We start from the raw sequence: 17586 nt of genomic DNA, 5'->3' as shown, positions 1-17586 counted from the left end.
TTTAAAAAAATAGAAAAGGATCGATGCCCATGTCTACCAAAATAGCGATTATTTGTTCAAAAGCATTTATGACTCGTATTATTAGTATCGCACAAAACATAGCTGATATTCAATTAGAATTTTATCTTTACAGCCACCCCTCTGAAGCACCTACTTTAATGAAGCAAATAAAACCATGTGATGCAATATTATTCGGAGGAACATTACCTTATTTGCACACTCAATCATTACTTTCAGAGATACCAATACCTTGGAATTATATTAAACAAGATGAAACAACCATTACTACAACACTGTTATCACTAGTAGCCAAGCATGCTGTAGCGATCGACAGGATATCCATTGATGTAATGAATCCCGCATTCGTTGATCATGTTTTAGCAGAAATAGAATATCATGGTCAAAAACCTCATGTTCAGCATATTTCGATTACTGAACCAACTGAGAATATCTTAAAACGCCATATCGCCTTGTGGAATTCTAAAAGTATTGATTTTGTCATTACAAGTATTCATAGTGTATTTGACAAATTACAAGCACTTCAAATACCAGCAATGCGTATGTTAGATGCTACCAAGTCTATTATTCAATGTCTTGAAGAAACAAAATCCAAATCATTATTAACGAAATCAGAATCTTTTAAGGCTGTAGTGGGACTATTAGAAATCCCTAAAGATTCTTCAATTGAATCAACTGTTTTAAATCAAATTGTGAAAGCTACCTTTTCAACTTATAAGCAAATTTCAGCGCATTCCTATGAGTTATATACAACGGCTGGACATCTCCAAAACGCCCTAGAAAAGGAAAACTTAGAGCAGCTAATACAGCAAGTTGAACAACCATTTAAGTTAGCATTCGGCTATGGTTATTCCATTTTAGAAGCCACACAAAATGCTCAGCATGCTTTAACATTTACTAAACCGTTCGAGATTTATATTCTTGATGAACATAAAAATTTATTAGGACCTTTCCCCAATACAGAAGGTAAAGTTTCTTTAAAAACAGATGATCCTTATATTTTACAAATGGCGAAGCTCACAAGTTTAAGTCCATTAAATATTTCTAAATTAATTAATTTTAGCAATGAACGACAATCAGCTCAATTTACATCTCAAAATCTTTCTGAATACCTCCAAGTAACACGACGTACTACAGAGCGTATTATTAAAAAATTAGTTGATAATGGTTATGTAAAAATTGTGGGCGAAGAAATGACCCATCAACAAGGACGTCCTCGTAAAATTTATCAATTGAATTTTGCAACCTACTAAGCTGCCCTATAAAAGAATTCTCGTAGATACACATGGATCTACGAGAATTTTTATTTTAGTCAGCAATTACCATATTATCCGTATTTTCTGCTTCTAGCGCCTTTTTACGCTTCTCAGCTTCTGCTATTTCTTCTGGTGTTAATTTCACAATGGCAAATCCAATATAGCCATAAATAATAGATATAATCGGTACTACAAAATTAAGGATTGCATATGGCGCATATTCCATAGCACCTACACCTAGCGTTGCTAAAATAAACACACCACAAGTATTCCAAGGGAAGAAAACAGATGTTAATGTTCCCCCATCCTCTAATGCACGTGATAGATTTTTAGAATGTAAACCACGTTGTTGATAGACACCTGCGAACATACGTGAAGGAACAACAATTGAAATATATTGCTCAGAACATGTTGCGTTAGTCGTTACACAAGCTGCAATCGTTGAAGCAATAAGACTTCCTGTAGATTTGGCAAACTTCACAATTACATTCATTAATGCCTTTAACATTCCTGAATACTCTAAAATACCACCAAATGTCATCGCTACAATCGTCATTGAAACCGTATTCATCATAGAATCTAAACCACCGCGGTTAAATAGCTCGTCTACCATTTGATTACCTGTAGAGATTTCAAAGCCAGCCTGTAATGCATGTACTGCACTAGCTGCTGAACCACCTTGTACAAAAATTTGTAGTAAGAAACCTGAAACAATCCCTATAATTAAAGCTGGAATTGCTGGCACTTTCTTAGCTACTAATACAATAACTCCGACTGGAACTAGTAATAGTAAAGGAGAAATAACAAAGCTTTCTTCCATCACTTTTAAAGTTGTTAAAATTTCTTCAGATTGCATTGAAACTTCTGCAAATTTTCTACCCAAAAATCCAAAAACAACAAGTGAAATAATCAACGCTGGAATTGTTGTATAAAGCATATGCTTTATATGATCAAATAAATTAGTACCTGTTAATCCTGCCGCTAGATTCGTTGTATCTGATAGGGGTGACATCTTATCTCCAAAGTATGAACCCGAAATAACAGCACCAGCAATCATAGCCGCTGGAATACCCATACTTAAACCAATACCCATACCTGCGACACCAATTGTCGCCATTGTAGACCATGAACTACCAATAGCTAATGACACGATTGAACATAACAGCATGATTGTCACTAGAAACCACGCTGGAGAAATTAACTTTAGACCGTAGAAAATCATTGTTGCTACGACACCGCCGCCAATCCATGCCCCAATTGTCAAACCTACTAAAATAATAATAACAATGGCAGGTAATGCCAGACGTATCCCTTTATACATCATCTCTTCAATTTCTGCCCATTTATATCCATGCATTTTGGCAACAATTGCTGCTACAGTTGTGCCAACAAGAAGAGGTACGTGAGGACTTTGCTCTAAAACAACTACTGTAATCAACATAGTAATAATCATAATTGCAAAAGTTAGTAGTGCCCAGCCCGCATTAATATCCTTTTTCATTTTTCCATCCCCTTTTTTTGCACCAAATCCCTTATCGGTTTTTTCAAGACGCAAATAATTTTTTACGTTTTTTAGCTTAATATTCAAAAAATTAAAAGTCAACGCAAAAAATTTATGCCTCCCTAGCAAATCCCTTTATTTTAGCGTAATAAAACGCTTTCAAGTAGCAATTAAAAACAATGCAAACCCTTGAATATCCATACATTATTAAAAGTGTTCATGCAAAAAAGCTATATGAAAAAATAGTTACATTTTTTCATATAGCTTTTAAAATTTTTTTATTCAGGCTTTTTTTCTAATACACATGCAAGCACTTTCGCAGCATCAACTAAGGCACTACGATCAAATGTCATTTTAGGGTGGTGTAATCCTGGTGTTAAATTTGCACCAATTCCAATCATTGCTGCTTTTAATTCCGGCTTTTTAACTGTATAGAAATGGAAATCATCACTACCCGGTGTAGTTATTTCATCTGCTAAATGCTCTTCCCCCAAAACTTCAATAATGGAATTCTTTGCCATGTTGGCAGCAGTTGGGGAAACTTCAGCACCTGGTGTGAAATCTATCCAATTCCAACTCATATCAATTTCAAATTGTTGCTGTATCGATTTCAAGCCAGATTCAATTTTACTGCGCAGCAATTCAAGTTGTTGATTATGTTGTGCGCGAACATCCATAGAGAAACTAGCATTACCAGGAATAATATTTGTACTACCACCATCCGCAATAATTTTTGTTAATTTAGCAGAATGTGGCTCAAATGGTGATAAATGAATGCTGTGTAGCATTTGCTGCACGGCCATAATAACATCAATGGCATTTTTACCTTGATGTGGTCTAGCACCATGGGCATCTATACCTTGAATAGATCCCTCTAAAAAATAAGCAGCACCATGATGAATCGCAGGTGAAACTTTGCCAAGAGGTAGTTCTTCTATCGGTCTTAAATGAACACCAAATAAATGTGATACTCCATCAACTGCTCCTCTATCAAACGTTGCACATGCGCCATTTCCTAGTTCTTCAGCAGGTTGGAAGATGAAACGAACACGATGTTGGAAGGCGCGATCTTTTAGTAGTAATAATGCACCCAGAACCATTGAGATATTCGCATCATGTCCACACGAATGATTAGCTTGCCATTTCCCATCAACTTCCTGCCATAAAGCATCAATATCAGCACGTACTGCAACAATTTCATTACCAGTCCCAATTTCAGCTATTAATCCTGGTATATCACCTAATAAACGATAACTAACATGCAATTCATCCAGTATGGAAGCAATTTTTTTAGTAGTCTCAAACTCTTTCCAACTTACTTCGGGATATTGATGAAAATGATCAAACCATTGATAAATCGTTTCTTCTACTGTTAAAGCTTTCGACATAACTACACCTCTATACGCATTTTTGTTTCCCATTATACATGAATCTTTTTCAGAAAAGTACATACGTCTTCAGACCTAATTCACTTATTTAAATCATATATTACATTCATATGCACTGAAAAAGCCATTTATCAATAGAGGTATAAACACAATGGGCTATGCTAAAAGTTAGTATACTTTCAACATAGCCCATCAAATTTTCATTATAAACTTGTAAAAAACCCTTCTGGATACTCTTCATACTGAATGTTCACCATTTGCTCCTCATTTTTCACTTCCTCTTCACGTAAATCAAACTCTTGATCCATTAAATACGTTTCAAACTTTGAATTTAACAACTTACCCATTTTACCACTCCTTATTTAATTGAATTTTCTGATAAAAGAATTATACAATAGAATTTTAGCAAAATGCAATAAATTATACACATTATGCATTATAAATATAAAACCTATCGCATAATTAGATCAAACCTTATTATTTTTCCATTTTTTTGAAAACAGCACAAAAAAACTGCATCTTATGTCGTTCAGATACAGTTTCAAATTTTTTTCTATTGAATGGCACCGCAAGCTATTCTCGCACCAGAATTACCAGCAGGATCTGTTTTATAGTCATCCGCTGATTCATGAATAACAATGGCACTTCCATCACTATCTAATAAAGAATTAGGTTGATCTTTTTGTAAAGTTAATCCCTCAGCTAAAAAATTAAGATCCACATTGCCATCGTCACCAATCTCCAAATTTGGTAAGTCCCCTAAATGATAGCCATTAGGATTTAATTTACCATGTTCCTTTTTTGTTGGATTAAAATGGGCACCTGCCGATTCAAATTTAGGTGGTTCACATTTTCCTACTTCATGAATATGGATACCATGTGTGCCTGGTGGTAAGCCTGTTAACGCGAGCGTCATCATAACGCCATTATCTTCTTCTTGAAAATATGCATTCCCATAGCTTTCATTATTAGCACCAATCACTTTTGCAGTAGCTGTTAAAGGGGACGACGCATTTACCGTTACCTTTTCTTCTTTCTTATCAAAAAAACTACAACCAGCAACAAAAAATAGTAATGAAAGGCCAATTAAACTTAGTTTTTTCATAAAAATACCTCCTCTCTTTCTGATGATTTCCAACTTATCCAGTACTTATGCACAATTAATCAATTACGCTTCGGCAATGATTCTATTTCATTGGCTGTTTGAATAGCCATTCAATCAAGAGAAAAGGGATTTCTCAAAGTTAGAGAAACCCCCTTTCTATATCTAATTTAAAATTTTTACCGTTACTGTTTTAACACCCCATTGAAGTGCTTGTCCTTCAGTAGGAATAAATACATCGATTTTATTACCTTTAATAGCTCCACCTGTATCAGCCGCTACTGCTTCACCATAGCCTTCCACCCAAACCCTCGTACCAAGAGGAATTACTCGTGGATCTACTGCAATTACTTTTAAATTAGGATTAGATCTTATATCTGTACCATTTGCTGTAATTCCTGAACAACCTTCACAATAGGCTGTATAGGCAGTAGCACGCATTGTTAACGTTTTACCAGAACCTGTCGCTGGTGCACTTGCAGGTTTTGTTTGCGCTGATGTTGCAGGCTTTGCAGATGCAATTCCCGCAGAAGCTTTTGGTTTCGGTTTTGCAGCCGAAGCCTTAATAGCTAATGATTCGCCAGCTAAAATCAAATCTGAAGCTAGGTTATTCCATGTCTTTAATTCATCTACTGTTACATTATTAATACGGGCAATCGAAAACAATGTGTCACCACCTTTGATGACATATTCATCACCCAATGGTTCTTCAGCTTTTGTCGTGTCTTTTACTAAGTCTTGCTCTGGATAAAACCATAACGACTCCATCTCATTTAGTTGCTGGAACTCACCTACAGTTAAATTATAAATTTGCGGGAGTGCCCATAGTATATTGCCTGGCGATTTGTCCTTAGCAAAGGAAGGACTAGCATAGAGACTCACACCAAATGTCAATACTACCGCTAAAGCTAATGCTCTTTTCTTCATGTTTAGTAATACCTCCATCATTTTATTATTTGTTGCAAATCTGTTGCTAGCACACTAGAGTTGAACGCTCTATATATGTAAACAACAATAAGTTTGCAAATTAATAACTCAGGACTAGCTGCCTGATATTAGGAATTATTACTATAAAAACGGAAAAATATACAATTTCAATTATTTTTTTAGTAATTTAATCAATTTGTTTCTAATAAATCTATAATTTAGTAGGGCCATTTAGGACTTTTTTATATTAGATATTTGCTATTTTTAGCCGATAAAAAAGAAAAGGAGGGAATGTAGAAATGGAAATAAATTCACTTATGTCTTCCCAGCTGATGGAGCTTCAACAAACCGTACAGATGAGCGTCATGCAAAAAGCACTTAATTTAAACACATCTACAGCTATTGAATTACTACAAGAACTACCTCAGCAGCAAGCTCCTACACACCCATATAAAGGATCTAAAGTAGACATCTCAATCTGATCCTATAGTCATATTTATCGAAAGGTGGTTCCTTAAGTGATTCGGGTAATTGTGGTGGACGATGAGCCATTAGCTCTTGTAAGCATGAAAAAACATTTAAACAAATTTGATAATATCGAGGTCATTCAAACTTTTACTACAGCTAAAGACCTACTTTTAGAAGGGCCAACTTTGGATTTTCAAGTAGCATTTTTAGATATTGAAATGCCAGAAATGAACGGCATAGAAGTTGCTCAATTATTAAAAACTTGGGACAAAAATATTTGTATTATTTTTGTAACTGCCTATCGAGATTATGTTGTTCAGGCAGTTGATGTACAACCTTTCGAGTATTTATTAAAACCGATTTCAAAAACTCATTTAGAGAAGACGATTAACAAAATAGAAGAGAAGTTCCAAACTAAGATAAAACCGCTGTGAACTTAATCTCATCAAAAAATTTACTTATGATAAGATGTTGTGGAGAATTTGCCGTTTCTTATAATGAAAATGCTATTCATTTTCGAAGTTATTATGGTGAGTGTATGTCTACATCGAACTATTCTTGGAGCTAGGTATATAAAATAGAGAACGTCCATTACAAATCCATATTCTTACAAAACGGGCAGCAAGCTTTTAATTCTTTCATTTTAATTGGGGACACGAAAAAGCATGCTAGTACCGTACACTAGCATGCTTTCCTACATTATTTAATAATCATTTGTCTCATATTCCTAACGACACATAAACAGTTTCTTCCTGATTGTTTAGCCTTATACAAAGCATGATCTGCAATTTCTATTAATTGATTTGGACTCTGGACATTTGGTGTAAAAGCCGTAATTCCAGCAGACATGGTTACTGGTCTACCACACACTGTTTCCTGTAAAGCCTGTTTAATCCGTAAGTTTTCTGCTAATTGTACAGCAGCATCTATGTTCATTGAAGGCAAGATGACCATAAACTCTTCTCCGCCATATCTAAAGCATAAACCCGGGTCCTTTATACTACTTTGCATATGATTAGCAAAAGCCTTTAGAACCTCATCCCCTACTGTATGACCATATGTATCGTTTATACTTTTAAAATCATCTAAATCAATTAAGATGATTGCATGTGGCACTTTATGTACAATCAACTCTTGTAAAGTTTGATCCATTCTTCTTCGATTAGGAATTCCCGTCAATGAATCTAGGTTCAATTGCTCTGTTAAATCAGTGATTTTACTTTCGGAACAAATCATCATATTTTGCACATTATTTTTCAATAATTTTACTTCGTAATACCAATCAGCAATACCCTCTGTTCCCTGTAATGTCTCCCCTATCTCTATTCTTGTTGCAAGATCCTTTAGTGGTTGCGTAATTTTTAGGGCTAACCATATAGCTAGTCCCGATACAATAACTACTACTATAATGATAGGGACAATGGTTTTCTTAAAAAGCAAACTAAAAGAAACAACTCTTTCATCAAGTAAAGTATCAACGACCTGCTCCACATATGGTTCTAATGAACGTTCATCTGTCATAGAGCCTTGTAAATAGTCTTCTGTAAGTGTTGAAACTTCCTTTACATAGGTTTCTTTCATATCTTTTTTATTTTCCTGCAAAATTTCATTAAAATTTAGATAGCTACTCCAAATACTAATACTAGATGCCGCAAGTACAACTATTATCGTCATACTAACAATAAGAAACGATAACTTTAACTTGAATTTACCCACAATAGATCATTTCTCCCATTGAGATGATTTTTTCGTTAAACTTTATCTATGTTTCAACTCAAACTTCGATATATTTATTCAATCATCATACGTCATATCTCTTAAAGAATACTTAAAAACTAATTAATTCTCCCTCTATTCTGAATACAATAAAAAAATAAATCGAACTATAATATCCATATAGTTCAATTTATTTAGTCTTAAAGTTTTTTTCTATATGAAGAACAATCAGCAATTTAAAGCTCTTCCTCACAACCTTTTACTACACAATCCCCCCTCATTTCAGCTTTACTTTTATAATTTAAAAGTGTTGTTACTAAAAATAGTCATAACATTCTCTATTCTGTTTTGTAGTGGCTCTTCCACCAAGTTTCAAGTTACAATTCTTCTATAGATTTTTGGAAATCAGGGTACATTATACATATAGGATAAAGGAAGGGTCGATAGGTATGTACAAAATTTACATAATAGAAGATGATGCAAATATAGCTTCACTGATTGTCGAGCATTTTTCCAAATATCAGTTTGAATGCTATACTGTACAACAATTCCCACACATTATAGAAGAATTTAGCGCTATACAACCACATCTAGTTATTATGGATATTAATCTCCCAACTTATGATGGCTATTTTTGGTCACGAAAAATCCGTCAACTCTCAACATGTCCCATCATCATTGTCTCCGCCAGAGTAAATGATATTGATCAAGTATATGGAATTGAAAATGGTGCGGATGACTTTATCACGAAACCATTTTCATTAGATGTCTTTATGGCAAAAGTTAATGGGCTACTTCGACGTACCTATGGAGAATATGCTTTAACCGAGACAACTACCATGACCATAGCCAATACTACACTTAATCCAGATACAGTTCGTCTTCAAACGAAAGGCAATGAGATCCTGTTAACGCTAAAAGAAATGCAGCTTAGTAAGTTATTATTCGAAGCCTACCCTAATGTAGTGCCTCGTCAAAAGCTTTTAAGTGCTATTTGGGATGATGAAACGTTTGTTGAGGAAAATACTTTGTCTGTGAATATTGGTCGGCTACGTAGAAAATTGGAAGCTGTTCACTCTCAACTTGAGATTAAAACCATTCGTGGTCTTGGTTATCAATTGGTGGAGGAAGGTAAATGAAGTTATTCTTTCGGGATCATCTTAGTATCATCATTCTCTATAGCATAAGCTTTCTACTATTACCTTTGATTATTCATGTATTAGATGACCTATCATCACACTATGCCTACTTTATCTTTCTTGTCAGCTTTCTGTTTATTCTGTGGCTACTTGGTCGTTATTATCGTAGAAGAAAGTTTTATCATCATTTACAAAAAAAGATCCACACACAGGATGACCTCCATCTATTTGAACCACGTGCATCTATTGAGCAATACTATAGCGAAAAGCTAAGACAAATGCAGTATTTATTTTTAACCCAACAACAAAGATTAGAGGAACAAGCGCATGAAAAGCAACTAGTTCTATCACATTTTGCACATCAAATGAAGACGCCTTTATCTGTTATTCAATTAATTGTTCAATCTACATCCAACAAGACCCCTGACGCATTGCAGCAATGGCATATTATTAATAAAGAGTGCGATAAGTTGACATTTACCCTCAATCAGTTATTAACGTATGAACGCACCTCTCATTTAGTAGCTGATTTAAAAATTGAACCTATTGTTTTAAAAGGACTCGTGCAAGAAGTCATCAATGATTTGAAGGATTACTTTATCACAAAGGAAGTTTTCCCAAAGCTGATGCTTGCTGAAGACCAAATCATTTATTCTGATCGAAAGTGGTTAAAAATTGTACTTTATCAAGTGTTAAATAACGCCATTAAATATAGTGAAACGGCAAGCACAATCAATATCCATTATGATAATGCTGCTTTACACATAAAAAATCGGGGTGAGACGATCCCTACTAGCGAAATAGCACGAGTCTTTGATTTATTTTATACAGGCATGAAGGGACGAACGAATGGCGAAGCAACAGGTATCGGATTATATTTAGTGAAAAAGATTTTAACTACACTAGAGCATCCCTTCACTTTACAATCCTCTGACCATGTCACTACTTTTTCTATTCGTTTTTCAAATAGTCTAAAAAAATGAAGATGACAACTTTGTCATCTTCACGTCATCAAGTGAAATAGGTTATGTACCGCTCCTTTTCTATACTAAAGGTATCTAATGACCATAAAGGAGTTGTTTCAATTTGGGCAACACAATACTACAAGTAACCAATTTGCAAAAGGAATACATCGGAGAGATCACCTATAAGGCGTTAAACGGTATCGATTTTCAGCTACGTCAACAAGAATTTGTAGCTATCATGGGACCTTCAGGTAGTGGGAAAACAACATTTTTAAATAGTGTATCCACTATTGATCGTCCTACCGCTGGTGATATTGTCATAAACAATCATAATCCTTATGCATTAAATGATGAAGAGCTCGCCAAATTCAGACGCTCTGAATTAGGTTTTGTATTTCAGGATTTTAATCTTGTGCATACATTAACAGTGAAGGAAAATATTTTATTGCCATTAACGTTAGATAGCCTACCTGCTTCAAAAATGCATCAACGTTTAAAGGATGTCGCTCAATTTCTCGGTATCGAGGAACTATTGCCTAAACGTATTTATGAAATTTCAGGTGGACAGAAACAACGAGTAGCCATCGCTCGTGCTGTTATTCATGAGCCGAGTTTATTGTTAGCAGACGAACCTACTGGAAATCTGGATTCCAAGGCAGTCAATGATGTCATGAATTTATTTTCTGCTATTAATCAAGGGCTTAAAACAGCTATTCTCATGGTGACACATGATCCTTATGTAGCAAGCTTTGCCAATCGCATTATTTTTATTAAAGACGGTAAGTTATATAACGAAATACATCGGGGCAACAACCGCAAGCAATTTTATCAGGAAATTATGGACACGCTTGCTTTTCTAGGTGGTGGACAGCATGAGCTTTAACCATATTGTTATCCAAAATATTTTACGTGACAAATGGACATACGTTTCTTATTTCTTGAGTAGTATGTTTTCCATTATTATTTTCTTTCTATTTTCTGTTATCGTCTTTCATCCCAATCTGAAAAGCCTTGATCCAGACTCAACACTTGGAATTTCTTTGATGTTAGCTAGTATGCTCGTTTATTTATTTTCTTTTATCTACATCATCTATTCAATCAGGGCATTTTTACGTAAGAAGACTAAAACTTTAGGGATATTTATGATTACTGGGGCTTCCATGAAGCAAATTCGTAAGCTTGTCTTCCGAGAAAATCTATTGATTGGCATCATAGCAATTTTGACAGCTATCGTTCTTGGACTTGTCATTACGCCTCTTTTCTTAATGGGGGCAAAAGTCGTTTTAAAGGCAGATACATTTGGGATGTACATGCCTCTTCAAGCAATGGGCTTAACCATAGGCTTATTTCTAATTTTATTTGTGGTGATATCAACAGTCGTAACGAGATTCATTAATAAAGAAGCTTCTATCCAGCTCTTAAAAAGTGATACAGTTATCGAAAAACCCATTAAGCCACATTATGTGTTATTAGTACTAAGTATTATGATGACTGTCACATTAGCCTACTTGCTAAAAATCGAGCATTCTATTGTAGACACTTTAAGTGTTCTTTATTATCTGTTATTTTTTATTAGCATTCTTAGTACGATTTATTTAGTCATTGCACAAGGATTTCGTTTGTTTTTGAAAATATATGAAAAGTCTCCTGCCTATCTTCAAAAAACAAATATGCTTTTGGCATCTAATTTAAATGCAAAAATGAAATCGCATGCAAATATGCTGTTTCTCATTACTATCCTATTAAGCGGTGTCTTTCTATGTACAAGTATTTTATTTAGCTCTTATTACAATGTAAAAAAGGCTAGTGAAGAAAATTATCCATATAGCTTTCAATATATTGCTGATCCAAAGGCTGATTATAATATGGTAAAGGCTGATCTTGATTATCTTGAAAAAACTTTATCAACGGTTCAAGCTCACAAGTATTATATTGAATTTAAATCAAACGAGGACCAACGTATCGGCTATATGGCATTATCGGATTATAACCTGTTACAACAGCAGGAAACTGATCTAGGTAAAGATGAGTTTATTGCCGTTGCTGGCAGTCGTGATGTAGCGCCAATAATAAACACTGCCAACGATCTGTATATAAACTCTTTCAAACTAGCCAGAACCCAAGAACAAAACCTGCTATCTACTGGTTTTCAACAAAGTTATTTCATTATTCCTGATGACATTTACGATGCCATTGACTACCCTGTTTATAAAACCTATATCTATGAATTAGACGATTGGACAGCCCATACAGTATTGGCGAATACTATTACCAGCGACATACCGTCTTTACCTGGAGAACGTTATGTAACATCTAAAATTGATTTATATGACACAGAGATGTTTGTCAAAAGCGTTATGTTTTTTATCGGCTCCATGCTAAGCCTAATTTTCTTAAGTGCTGCCATGAGTATACTGTACTTCTATTTACAAACAACATTACAACAAGAGAAGGAAAAGTATATTGGTATCCGTAAGTTGGGTCTATCTAAAAAAGAATTAGCTACCGTTATTGCTAAAGAATTGGCGATTCTTATATTTGTACCATTCTCCATAGCCATTACACTCTTACTAATTACGCTCTTGTCTATGCGAACAATGGTTTCTACAGCATTTTTACAAGTTTCCATGGCTAGCTCTTTCTGTTTCTTTGTACTCTTCCTCATCAGCTATCTATTAATTCGTAAAAGTTATTTTAAACGTTTAGTAAGCTAAAAAAATCGCACTCCTCAAGGGGTGCGATTTTTTTATGGTGTTGAAAAACAAGTCCATCAATAGAATTAGAAATGGGTTTACGTTGCAGGCTACTTGCTTTTCTGTGGGCAAACGATGAGCCTATTTTTCCGCTATCATTCTGTTTAGAGGCTTGCCTGTCTCACGATTTCACGGGAATCAAGTAGCCTTCCACTTGAACCTACTTACTTTTTAGCAAAGGTTTACACTGCTCATTTTATGGAGAGGTGTTGTTACTCATCGCTTCATCACATTTTTCACTACTGTTAGTATGAAAGAAAAAGACACTTATGCACTTGCTTGATTGGAGTGGAGCCAGCGTCACTCCTAGGGGATTTAGCGTCACAGAGGAGACCCTGGAGCGAACGCTAGTGAGTGAAGCGGCTCCTCGGACGCCCCTGCTGGCGGAACCTTCCCTTGTCAAAAAGTCTTTTTCTGCAGGTGACATATCTTTTTTTACCAAAGAACGGGCTTTGCTACCATCAACCAAAGCATGATGAGCAATAATAAAATATACATCCATGTTTTACGATGCAAAAGTGAAACAAATTGTTGTTGATTATACGCAGGCGTGTTAAATGTGCGCAACGTCGGTTTAAACGCTCTTGCTAAAAATACGATCGATGCAAGCATCACGAGGAAGGTTAATACAATCCACGAAGTACTCCAATGATAGCCTGCATGCCACATTAACAAAATACCCGATACTACCAGCACATGCCCTGAATGTTTGACAAGCGCAATGGCACCCTTAAAGGCTTCTATATATGGGGGCATTTCATCATTGGAAGCTGTGCGCATTTTTTTTACAATAGTTAGCACAACGAACAAAGGCCCAATCGAAAGAATCGCACTTAAAATATGTATATAAAGAAGAAGTGTATAAATGGAAAACATGATGTGTACGCCCCTTTTCATCAGTCCCCTACATTATAGCATTCAACCTGAATCTACTTTATCAGCAATTGTGAATCCTTTGTAAACACAGCTTGAATCATTGTTAAATTGTTTGAAAACCGTATAAAGAGGGTATTGTTTATAGTAACATGCACTTATAGAACAAAAAGGAGTGATTTTTATAGGAATTCATCAATTTTTTACAAGCCTTAATGATTTAGAGCGTATTATTCGTTGCCCAGGTCGCTTCAAATTTGAAGAGCACAACGTGGCAGCCCATTCATGGAAAGTATCACAATATGCGATGTTCTTTGCAACGTTAGAAGAAATGCACGGTGCAACAGTTGATTGGAAGTCTTTATATGAAAAAACGATCAATCATGACTTTGCTGAAGTTTTTATTGGGGACATTAAGACGCCTGTGAAACATGCTAGTCCAGAGTTGAAGCAAATGCTAGCACATGTGGAAGAAAAGATGATGGAAAAATTTATTATCAATGAAATCCCACAAGAATTTCAGGCTATTTTCTTTGAACGGATGAAAGAAGGAAAGGATACTACTATAGAGGGTCGGCTACTTGAATTTGCAGATAAACTCGATCAGTTTTATGAAGCTTTCGCAGAATTAAAGCGTGGCAATACTGACAAAGAATTTGTCTATATGTACCAATCAGCCCTTTCAAAACTTTTGGCCATTCCACTTGAAGCGACAGTTCATTATTTCCGCACAGAAATTTTAAAAGACGCAGTAAAGGAAAAAACACATATCGATATTCAAGCATTAACAAATGAAGTACTAACAGCAAATTAATAGGGTGCATGTACAAGTTTTCCGATTGAAAAATTCACGGAAGGCTTTTTTTATTTTCTACAAAAAGTCGTATAATAGGGAGAGATTGAATGGAGGGAAAGTATTGTCACAGGAATGCTCAATTGTAGAAGATTTAATACCTCTTTATAAAAAAAAAATGCTTCAAGCATCAACAATCGAATTTGTTGAACAACACCTAACGACTTGTCAGCAATGTCAGCAGCTAGCAGCCAATTCATCAACTCAAAACGAATACTTACCCATGAAAAGAACAGTATCCTTTTTTCACATCATATTTATTGTCTTATCCTTTATGTTCGCCATTAACTCATCCTTACTCGGCAATCAAAAGGGCTTCGTCATCTCGTATGCACTTTTCGGCTGTCTTTCTTATCTTTTCTATAAAAACATCTGGATTGTCTTTATCATAAGCTCTGTGCCTGTATTCGTTTGGGCTATCATTAATAATCTTAATAATGAGCTCTATATTACAACCTTTTCTTTAACAGAACTAGGAGCACTAGTAATTGGGGCTGGCTACATCGCACTTTTACATACCATTTTTGCCTTAATTGGCGCAGCTTTTGCCATTCTATTACGTAGGATTTTTCAATAAACAAAAATGCACCTTAAACTTTGTTACCAAAGTTGAGGTGCATTTTGTTTATTAGGCCTTTTTCACAAATTCTGACTTTAATTTCATAGCACCAAAGCCATCAATTTTACAGTCGATGTTATGATCACCTTCTACAAGACGGATACTTTTTACCTTTGTACCAATTTTTAAAGTGGAAGAACTACCCTTCACCTTTAAATCTTTAATAACGGTAACTGAATCGCCGTCAGCTAACAGATTACCATTTGCATCTTTTACAATAAATGCATCTGATTCCTGTTCAGTTGCATCCATACTCCATTCATGCGCACATTCTGGACATACATAGTTTGCTCCATCCTCATACGTATATTCTGAATGACATTTTGGACAATTTGGATAAGCTGCCATTTCCACTTCCTCCTTTTACATTTTTGCTAGGAAAATCCTCTTTATGCTCCTATCTTTACATAGTCGACCTTATTTAGCAAAGGTTGTTCGTATTTTCCGTTCGCATTTGTGAAAAAAATATGAAACATCAGCATCTTTTTGAACGTATTTCTAGATGTTCATCACGCTATTTGAAACACTTGCCCATTGACTAATTTGCCATTATCATCTTACTTGCATGTTTGTTGATCATGCTTTATTATATCCATAAAGGCTGCATTGTTCGTATAATATTAAGTTTTAACCTTTAAGCTGTAAAAGGGAGTTTTATTATTGGAGTTGGAATGACGGGCCTCACACTACGGTGCATGAGGATAAGCAGGAAAACTTCTGCGAACACCCACTTTGAGGAGTGGTGGTTTAAAACTTTCTATAATAACTACGGCATACGCGGCTTTTTAATATGATCTTACAGCCACAAGGCTTTGAAGCAAATCATCCTTCATTATTGGAGGGTGATTTTTTTATGCAATTTTCTATCGTGTGCAAATCGTGTGCAAAAATTTAAAATAATATATTGTAAATAAACTAATTGTTTGAATTAATTCGAATTTAAATTAATACTAAAATTAATTTTAAAAAACTTGATTTTTTTTACAGTCTTTCGCTTTTAATTATTTAATAAATGGGGTAAGATAAATTAAAATAACACTGTAGTTATTTTAATCCATTAAAAAAGGGTGTTTAATATGAATATCAACGATATTTTAAAACAGCTCCAAGAAATGGTCCCTAATGCTACTTATAAGAAACAGCCAGAAACTGCCCAAAAGGAATTATTAGGTTTTGAGAACATCTATATGGTGAATACTAAAAACTTTTTAGATCAGACCGTTGCTATTGGTCACATTCCTCAAGAAGTCCAAGAAAAGTGGTTAGACGCTTTTCAAACATTTTTGGAATACAACGGTGATGTTTCTTCACTAAACCGTTTAACTTCTAACGGTCTCTACCATTCTTATTTAAAATCTAAGAATACTTTTTCGCAGCAGGATACTCTATCTTCAAATCAAACCGAATACACAACAATGAGCAAGGAGTCATCTTGGATTCCTTGCTCATTGTTTTTTATGTCAATATATTGTGTATTTCTAAACCCTCTTCTGGGTGGAACAACAGTCTACTATTAGTTCCAATGGTTTCAATACCTAGCACCGCATTAATGACCAACACTCTTTCTTTAGGTAACACAACTCCAAAATCCGTTGCAGTTAAAACAGTTTGTACTAGGTTTGGTAAAGCAGGATGTACCAAACTTAATGTCTGTTCAACGATTTTATATGGATTATAATTTTCTCCTGGTATAACTATACCTTCAAATGGCATAGTTCCACTTATCAATTTCACATTTTTCTTTTCTAATAGATCCCTTACTTTATCTCCGTTAGATGCATCCGGCACAAACGGTACAACTTTATCATCTTCTTTATTATATTCATACATCTTTTCATTCGCCGGGAAAGTTACTCCTATAAGCTCAATTCCTCCCCCTTTTTCATTTAAATATTCTTTCACAGCTAAAATATTATGTTCATCTTTTATAAACATTAGCACTTTGCCTATTTTATTTTCTATAGCGTATTCAATTTTTTCCTTCAACTCTACTTTTAAATTATTCACT

General features: G+C 34.9%; 19 protein-coding genes and 1 other RNA gene. 11 read left to right on the top strand and 9 right to left on the bottom strand.

Annotation, left to right across the window (positions count from 1 at the left end):
- Positions 1-29 precede the first annotated feature (29 nt).
- The gene (locus JTI58_RS10990; RefSeq protein WP_205446633.1) at positions 30-1271 is read left to right on the top strand and encodes a helix-turn-helix domain-containing protein; all 1242 of its coding nucleotides are present in this window, start codon (positions 30-32) and stop codon (positions 1269-1271) included.
- 55 nt (positions 1272-1326) lie between these two features.
- On the opposite strand, the gene nhaC is transcribed toward JTI58_RS10990, so the two are convergent.
- From nhaC to JTI58_RS10965, 5 genes are all read right to left on the bottom strand, one after another.
- The gene (gene nhaC / locus JTI58_RS10985; RefSeq protein WP_205446632.1) at positions 1327-2775 is read right to left on the bottom strand and encodes a Na+/H+ antiporter NhaC; all 1449 of its coding nucleotides are present in this window, start codon (positions 2773-2775) and stop codon (positions 1327-1329) included.
- 278 nt (positions 2776-3053) lie between these two features.
- A complete protein-coding gene (locus tag JTI58_RS10980) occupies positions 3054-4163 on the bottom strand; it encodes an amidohydrolase (RefSeq protein WP_205446631.1) in 1110 nt (369 codons plus the stop codon).
- A gap of 203 nt (positions 4164-4366) precedes the next feature.
- Entirely contained in the window at positions 4367-4510 is a 144-nt protein-coding gene (locus tag JTI58_RS10975; protein WP_205446630.1) for a hypothetical protein, read from the bottom strand.
- A 206-nt stretch (positions 4511-4716) separates the two neighbouring features.
- Entirely contained in the window at positions 4717-5268 is a 552-nt protein-coding gene (locus JTI58_RS10970) for a superoxide dismutase family protein (protein ID WP_205446629.1), read from the bottom strand.
- A 162-nt stretch (positions 5269-5430) separates the two neighbouring features.
- The gene (locus JTI58_RS10965) at positions 5431-6192 is read right to left on the bottom strand and encodes a LysM peptidoglycan-binding and 3D domain-containing protein (protein WP_205446628.1); all 762 of its coding nucleotides are present in this window, start codon (positions 6190-6192) and stop codon (positions 5431-5433) included.
- A gap of 299 nt (positions 6193-6491) precedes the next feature.
- On the opposite strand from JTI58_RS10965, the gene JTI58_RS10960 reads away from it, so the two are divergent.
- Entirely contained in the window at positions 6492-6674 is a 183-nt protein-coding gene (locus JTI58_RS10960; protein WP_205446627.1) for a putative motility protein, read from the top strand.
- A gap of 36 nt (positions 6675-6710) precedes the next feature.
- The gene (locus tag JTI58_RS10955; RefSeq protein WP_243456382.1) at positions 6711-7094 is read left to right on the top strand and encodes a LytR/AlgR family response regulator transcription factor; all 384 of its coding nucleotides are present in this window, start codon (positions 6711-6713) and stop codon (positions 7092-7094) included.
- A gap of 265 nt (positions 7095-7359) precedes the next feature.
- On the opposite strand, the gene JTI58_RS10950 is transcribed toward JTI58_RS10955, so the two are convergent.
- Complete coding sequence (locus JTI58_RS10950; RefSeq protein WP_205446626.1) at positions 7360-8376, bottom strand: GGDEF domain-containing protein; 1017 nt, start codon at positions 8374-8376, stop codon at positions 7360-7362.
- A gap of 449 nt (positions 8377-8825) precedes the next feature.
- On the opposite strand from JTI58_RS10950, the gene JTI58_RS10945 reads away from it, so the two are divergent.
- From JTI58_RS10945 to JTI58_RS10930, 4 genes are all read left to right on the top strand, one after another.
- Entirely contained in the window at positions 8826-9515 is a 690-nt protein-coding gene (locus JTI58_RS10945) for a response regulator transcription factor (protein WP_205446625.1), read from the top strand.
- A complete protein-coding gene (locus JTI58_RS10940; protein ID WP_205446624.1) occupies positions 9512-10498 on the top strand; it encodes a sensor histidine kinase in 987 nt (328 codons plus the stop codon). Before JTI58_RS10945 ends, JTI58_RS10940 begins: the two co-directional genes overlap by 4 nt.
- A gap of 103 nt (positions 10499-10601) precedes the next feature.
- Positions 10602-11363, top strand: coding sequence for an ABC transporter ATP-binding protein (locus JTI58_RS10935; protein WP_205446623.1), 762 nt, complete (start codon positions 10602-10604; stop codon positions 11361-11363).
- Positions 11353-13194 (top strand): FtsX-like permease family protein, encoded by a 1842-nt coding sequence (locus tag JTI58_RS10930; protein WP_205446622.1) that lies wholly within the window; start codon positions 11353-11355, stop codon positions 13192-13194. Before JTI58_RS10935 ends, JTI58_RS10930 begins: the two co-directional genes overlap by 11 nt.
- Before the next feature lie 474 nt (positions 13195-13668).
- On the opposite strand, the gene JTI58_RS10925 is transcribed toward JTI58_RS10930, so the two are convergent.
- Entirely contained in the window at positions 13669-14109 is a 441-nt protein-coding gene (locus JTI58_RS10925; RefSeq protein ID WP_205446621.1) for a DUF2269 family protein, read from the bottom strand.
- Between the two features lie 172 nt (positions 14110-14281).
- On the opposite strand from JTI58_RS10925, the gene JTI58_RS10920 reads away from it, so the two are divergent.
- On the top strand, positions 14282-14920 hold the full coding sequence (locus tag JTI58_RS10920; protein ID WP_205446620.1) for a YfbR-like 5'-deoxynucleotidase: 639 nt from the start codon (positions 14282-14284) through the stop codon (positions 14918-14920).
- A 103-nt stretch (positions 14921-15023) separates the two neighbouring features.
- Entirely contained in the window at positions 15024-15536 is a 513-nt protein-coding gene (locus JTI58_RS10915; protein ID WP_205446619.1) for a zf-HC2 domain-containing protein, read from the top strand.
- A gap of 51 nt (positions 15537-15587) precedes the next feature.
- Here the strand turns inward: JTI58_RS10915 and JTI58_RS10910 are convergent, their stop codons facing one another.
- Positions 15588-15926, bottom strand: a complete 339-nt coding sequence (locus JTI58_RS10910) for a zinc ribbon domain-containing protein YjdM (RefSeq protein ID WP_205446618.1) — start codon at positions 15924-15926, stop codon at positions 15588-15590.
- Positions 15927-16173: 247 nt separating this feature from the next.
- Between JTI58_RS10910 and ssrS the strand changes: the two genes are divergently transcribed.
- Positions 16174-16366, top strand: a non-coding RNA gene (gene ssrS, locus JTI58_RS10905) — 6S RNA.
- Positions 16367-16654: 288 nt separating this feature from the next.
- A complete protein-coding gene (locus JTI58_RS10900; protein WP_205446617.1) occupies positions 16655-17095 on the top strand; it encodes a hypothetical protein in 441 nt (146 codons plus the stop codon).
- Here JTI58_RS10900 and JTI58_RS10895 read toward each other — a convergent pair.
- Positions 17034-17585 carry a hypothetical protein gene (locus tag JTI58_RS10895; protein WP_205446616.1) on the bottom strand — a complete coding sequence of 184 codons (552 nt, stop codon included), beginning with the start codon at positions 17583-17585 and terminating at the stop codon, positions 17034-17036. The two genes, JTI58_RS10900 and JTI58_RS10895, sit on opposite strands and share 62 nt — an antisense overlap.
- Position 17586 lies beyond the last annotated feature (1 nt).

Source organism: Lysinibacillus fusiformis, assembly GCF_016925635.1.
GTDB classification, from domain to species: Bacteria; Bacillota; Bacilli; order Bacillales_A; family Planococcaceae; genus Lysinibacillus; species Lysinibacillus fusiformis_F.
Note: the sequence above shows the minus strand (reverse complement) of the source record. Positions and strands in the feature narration are given on the sequence as shown.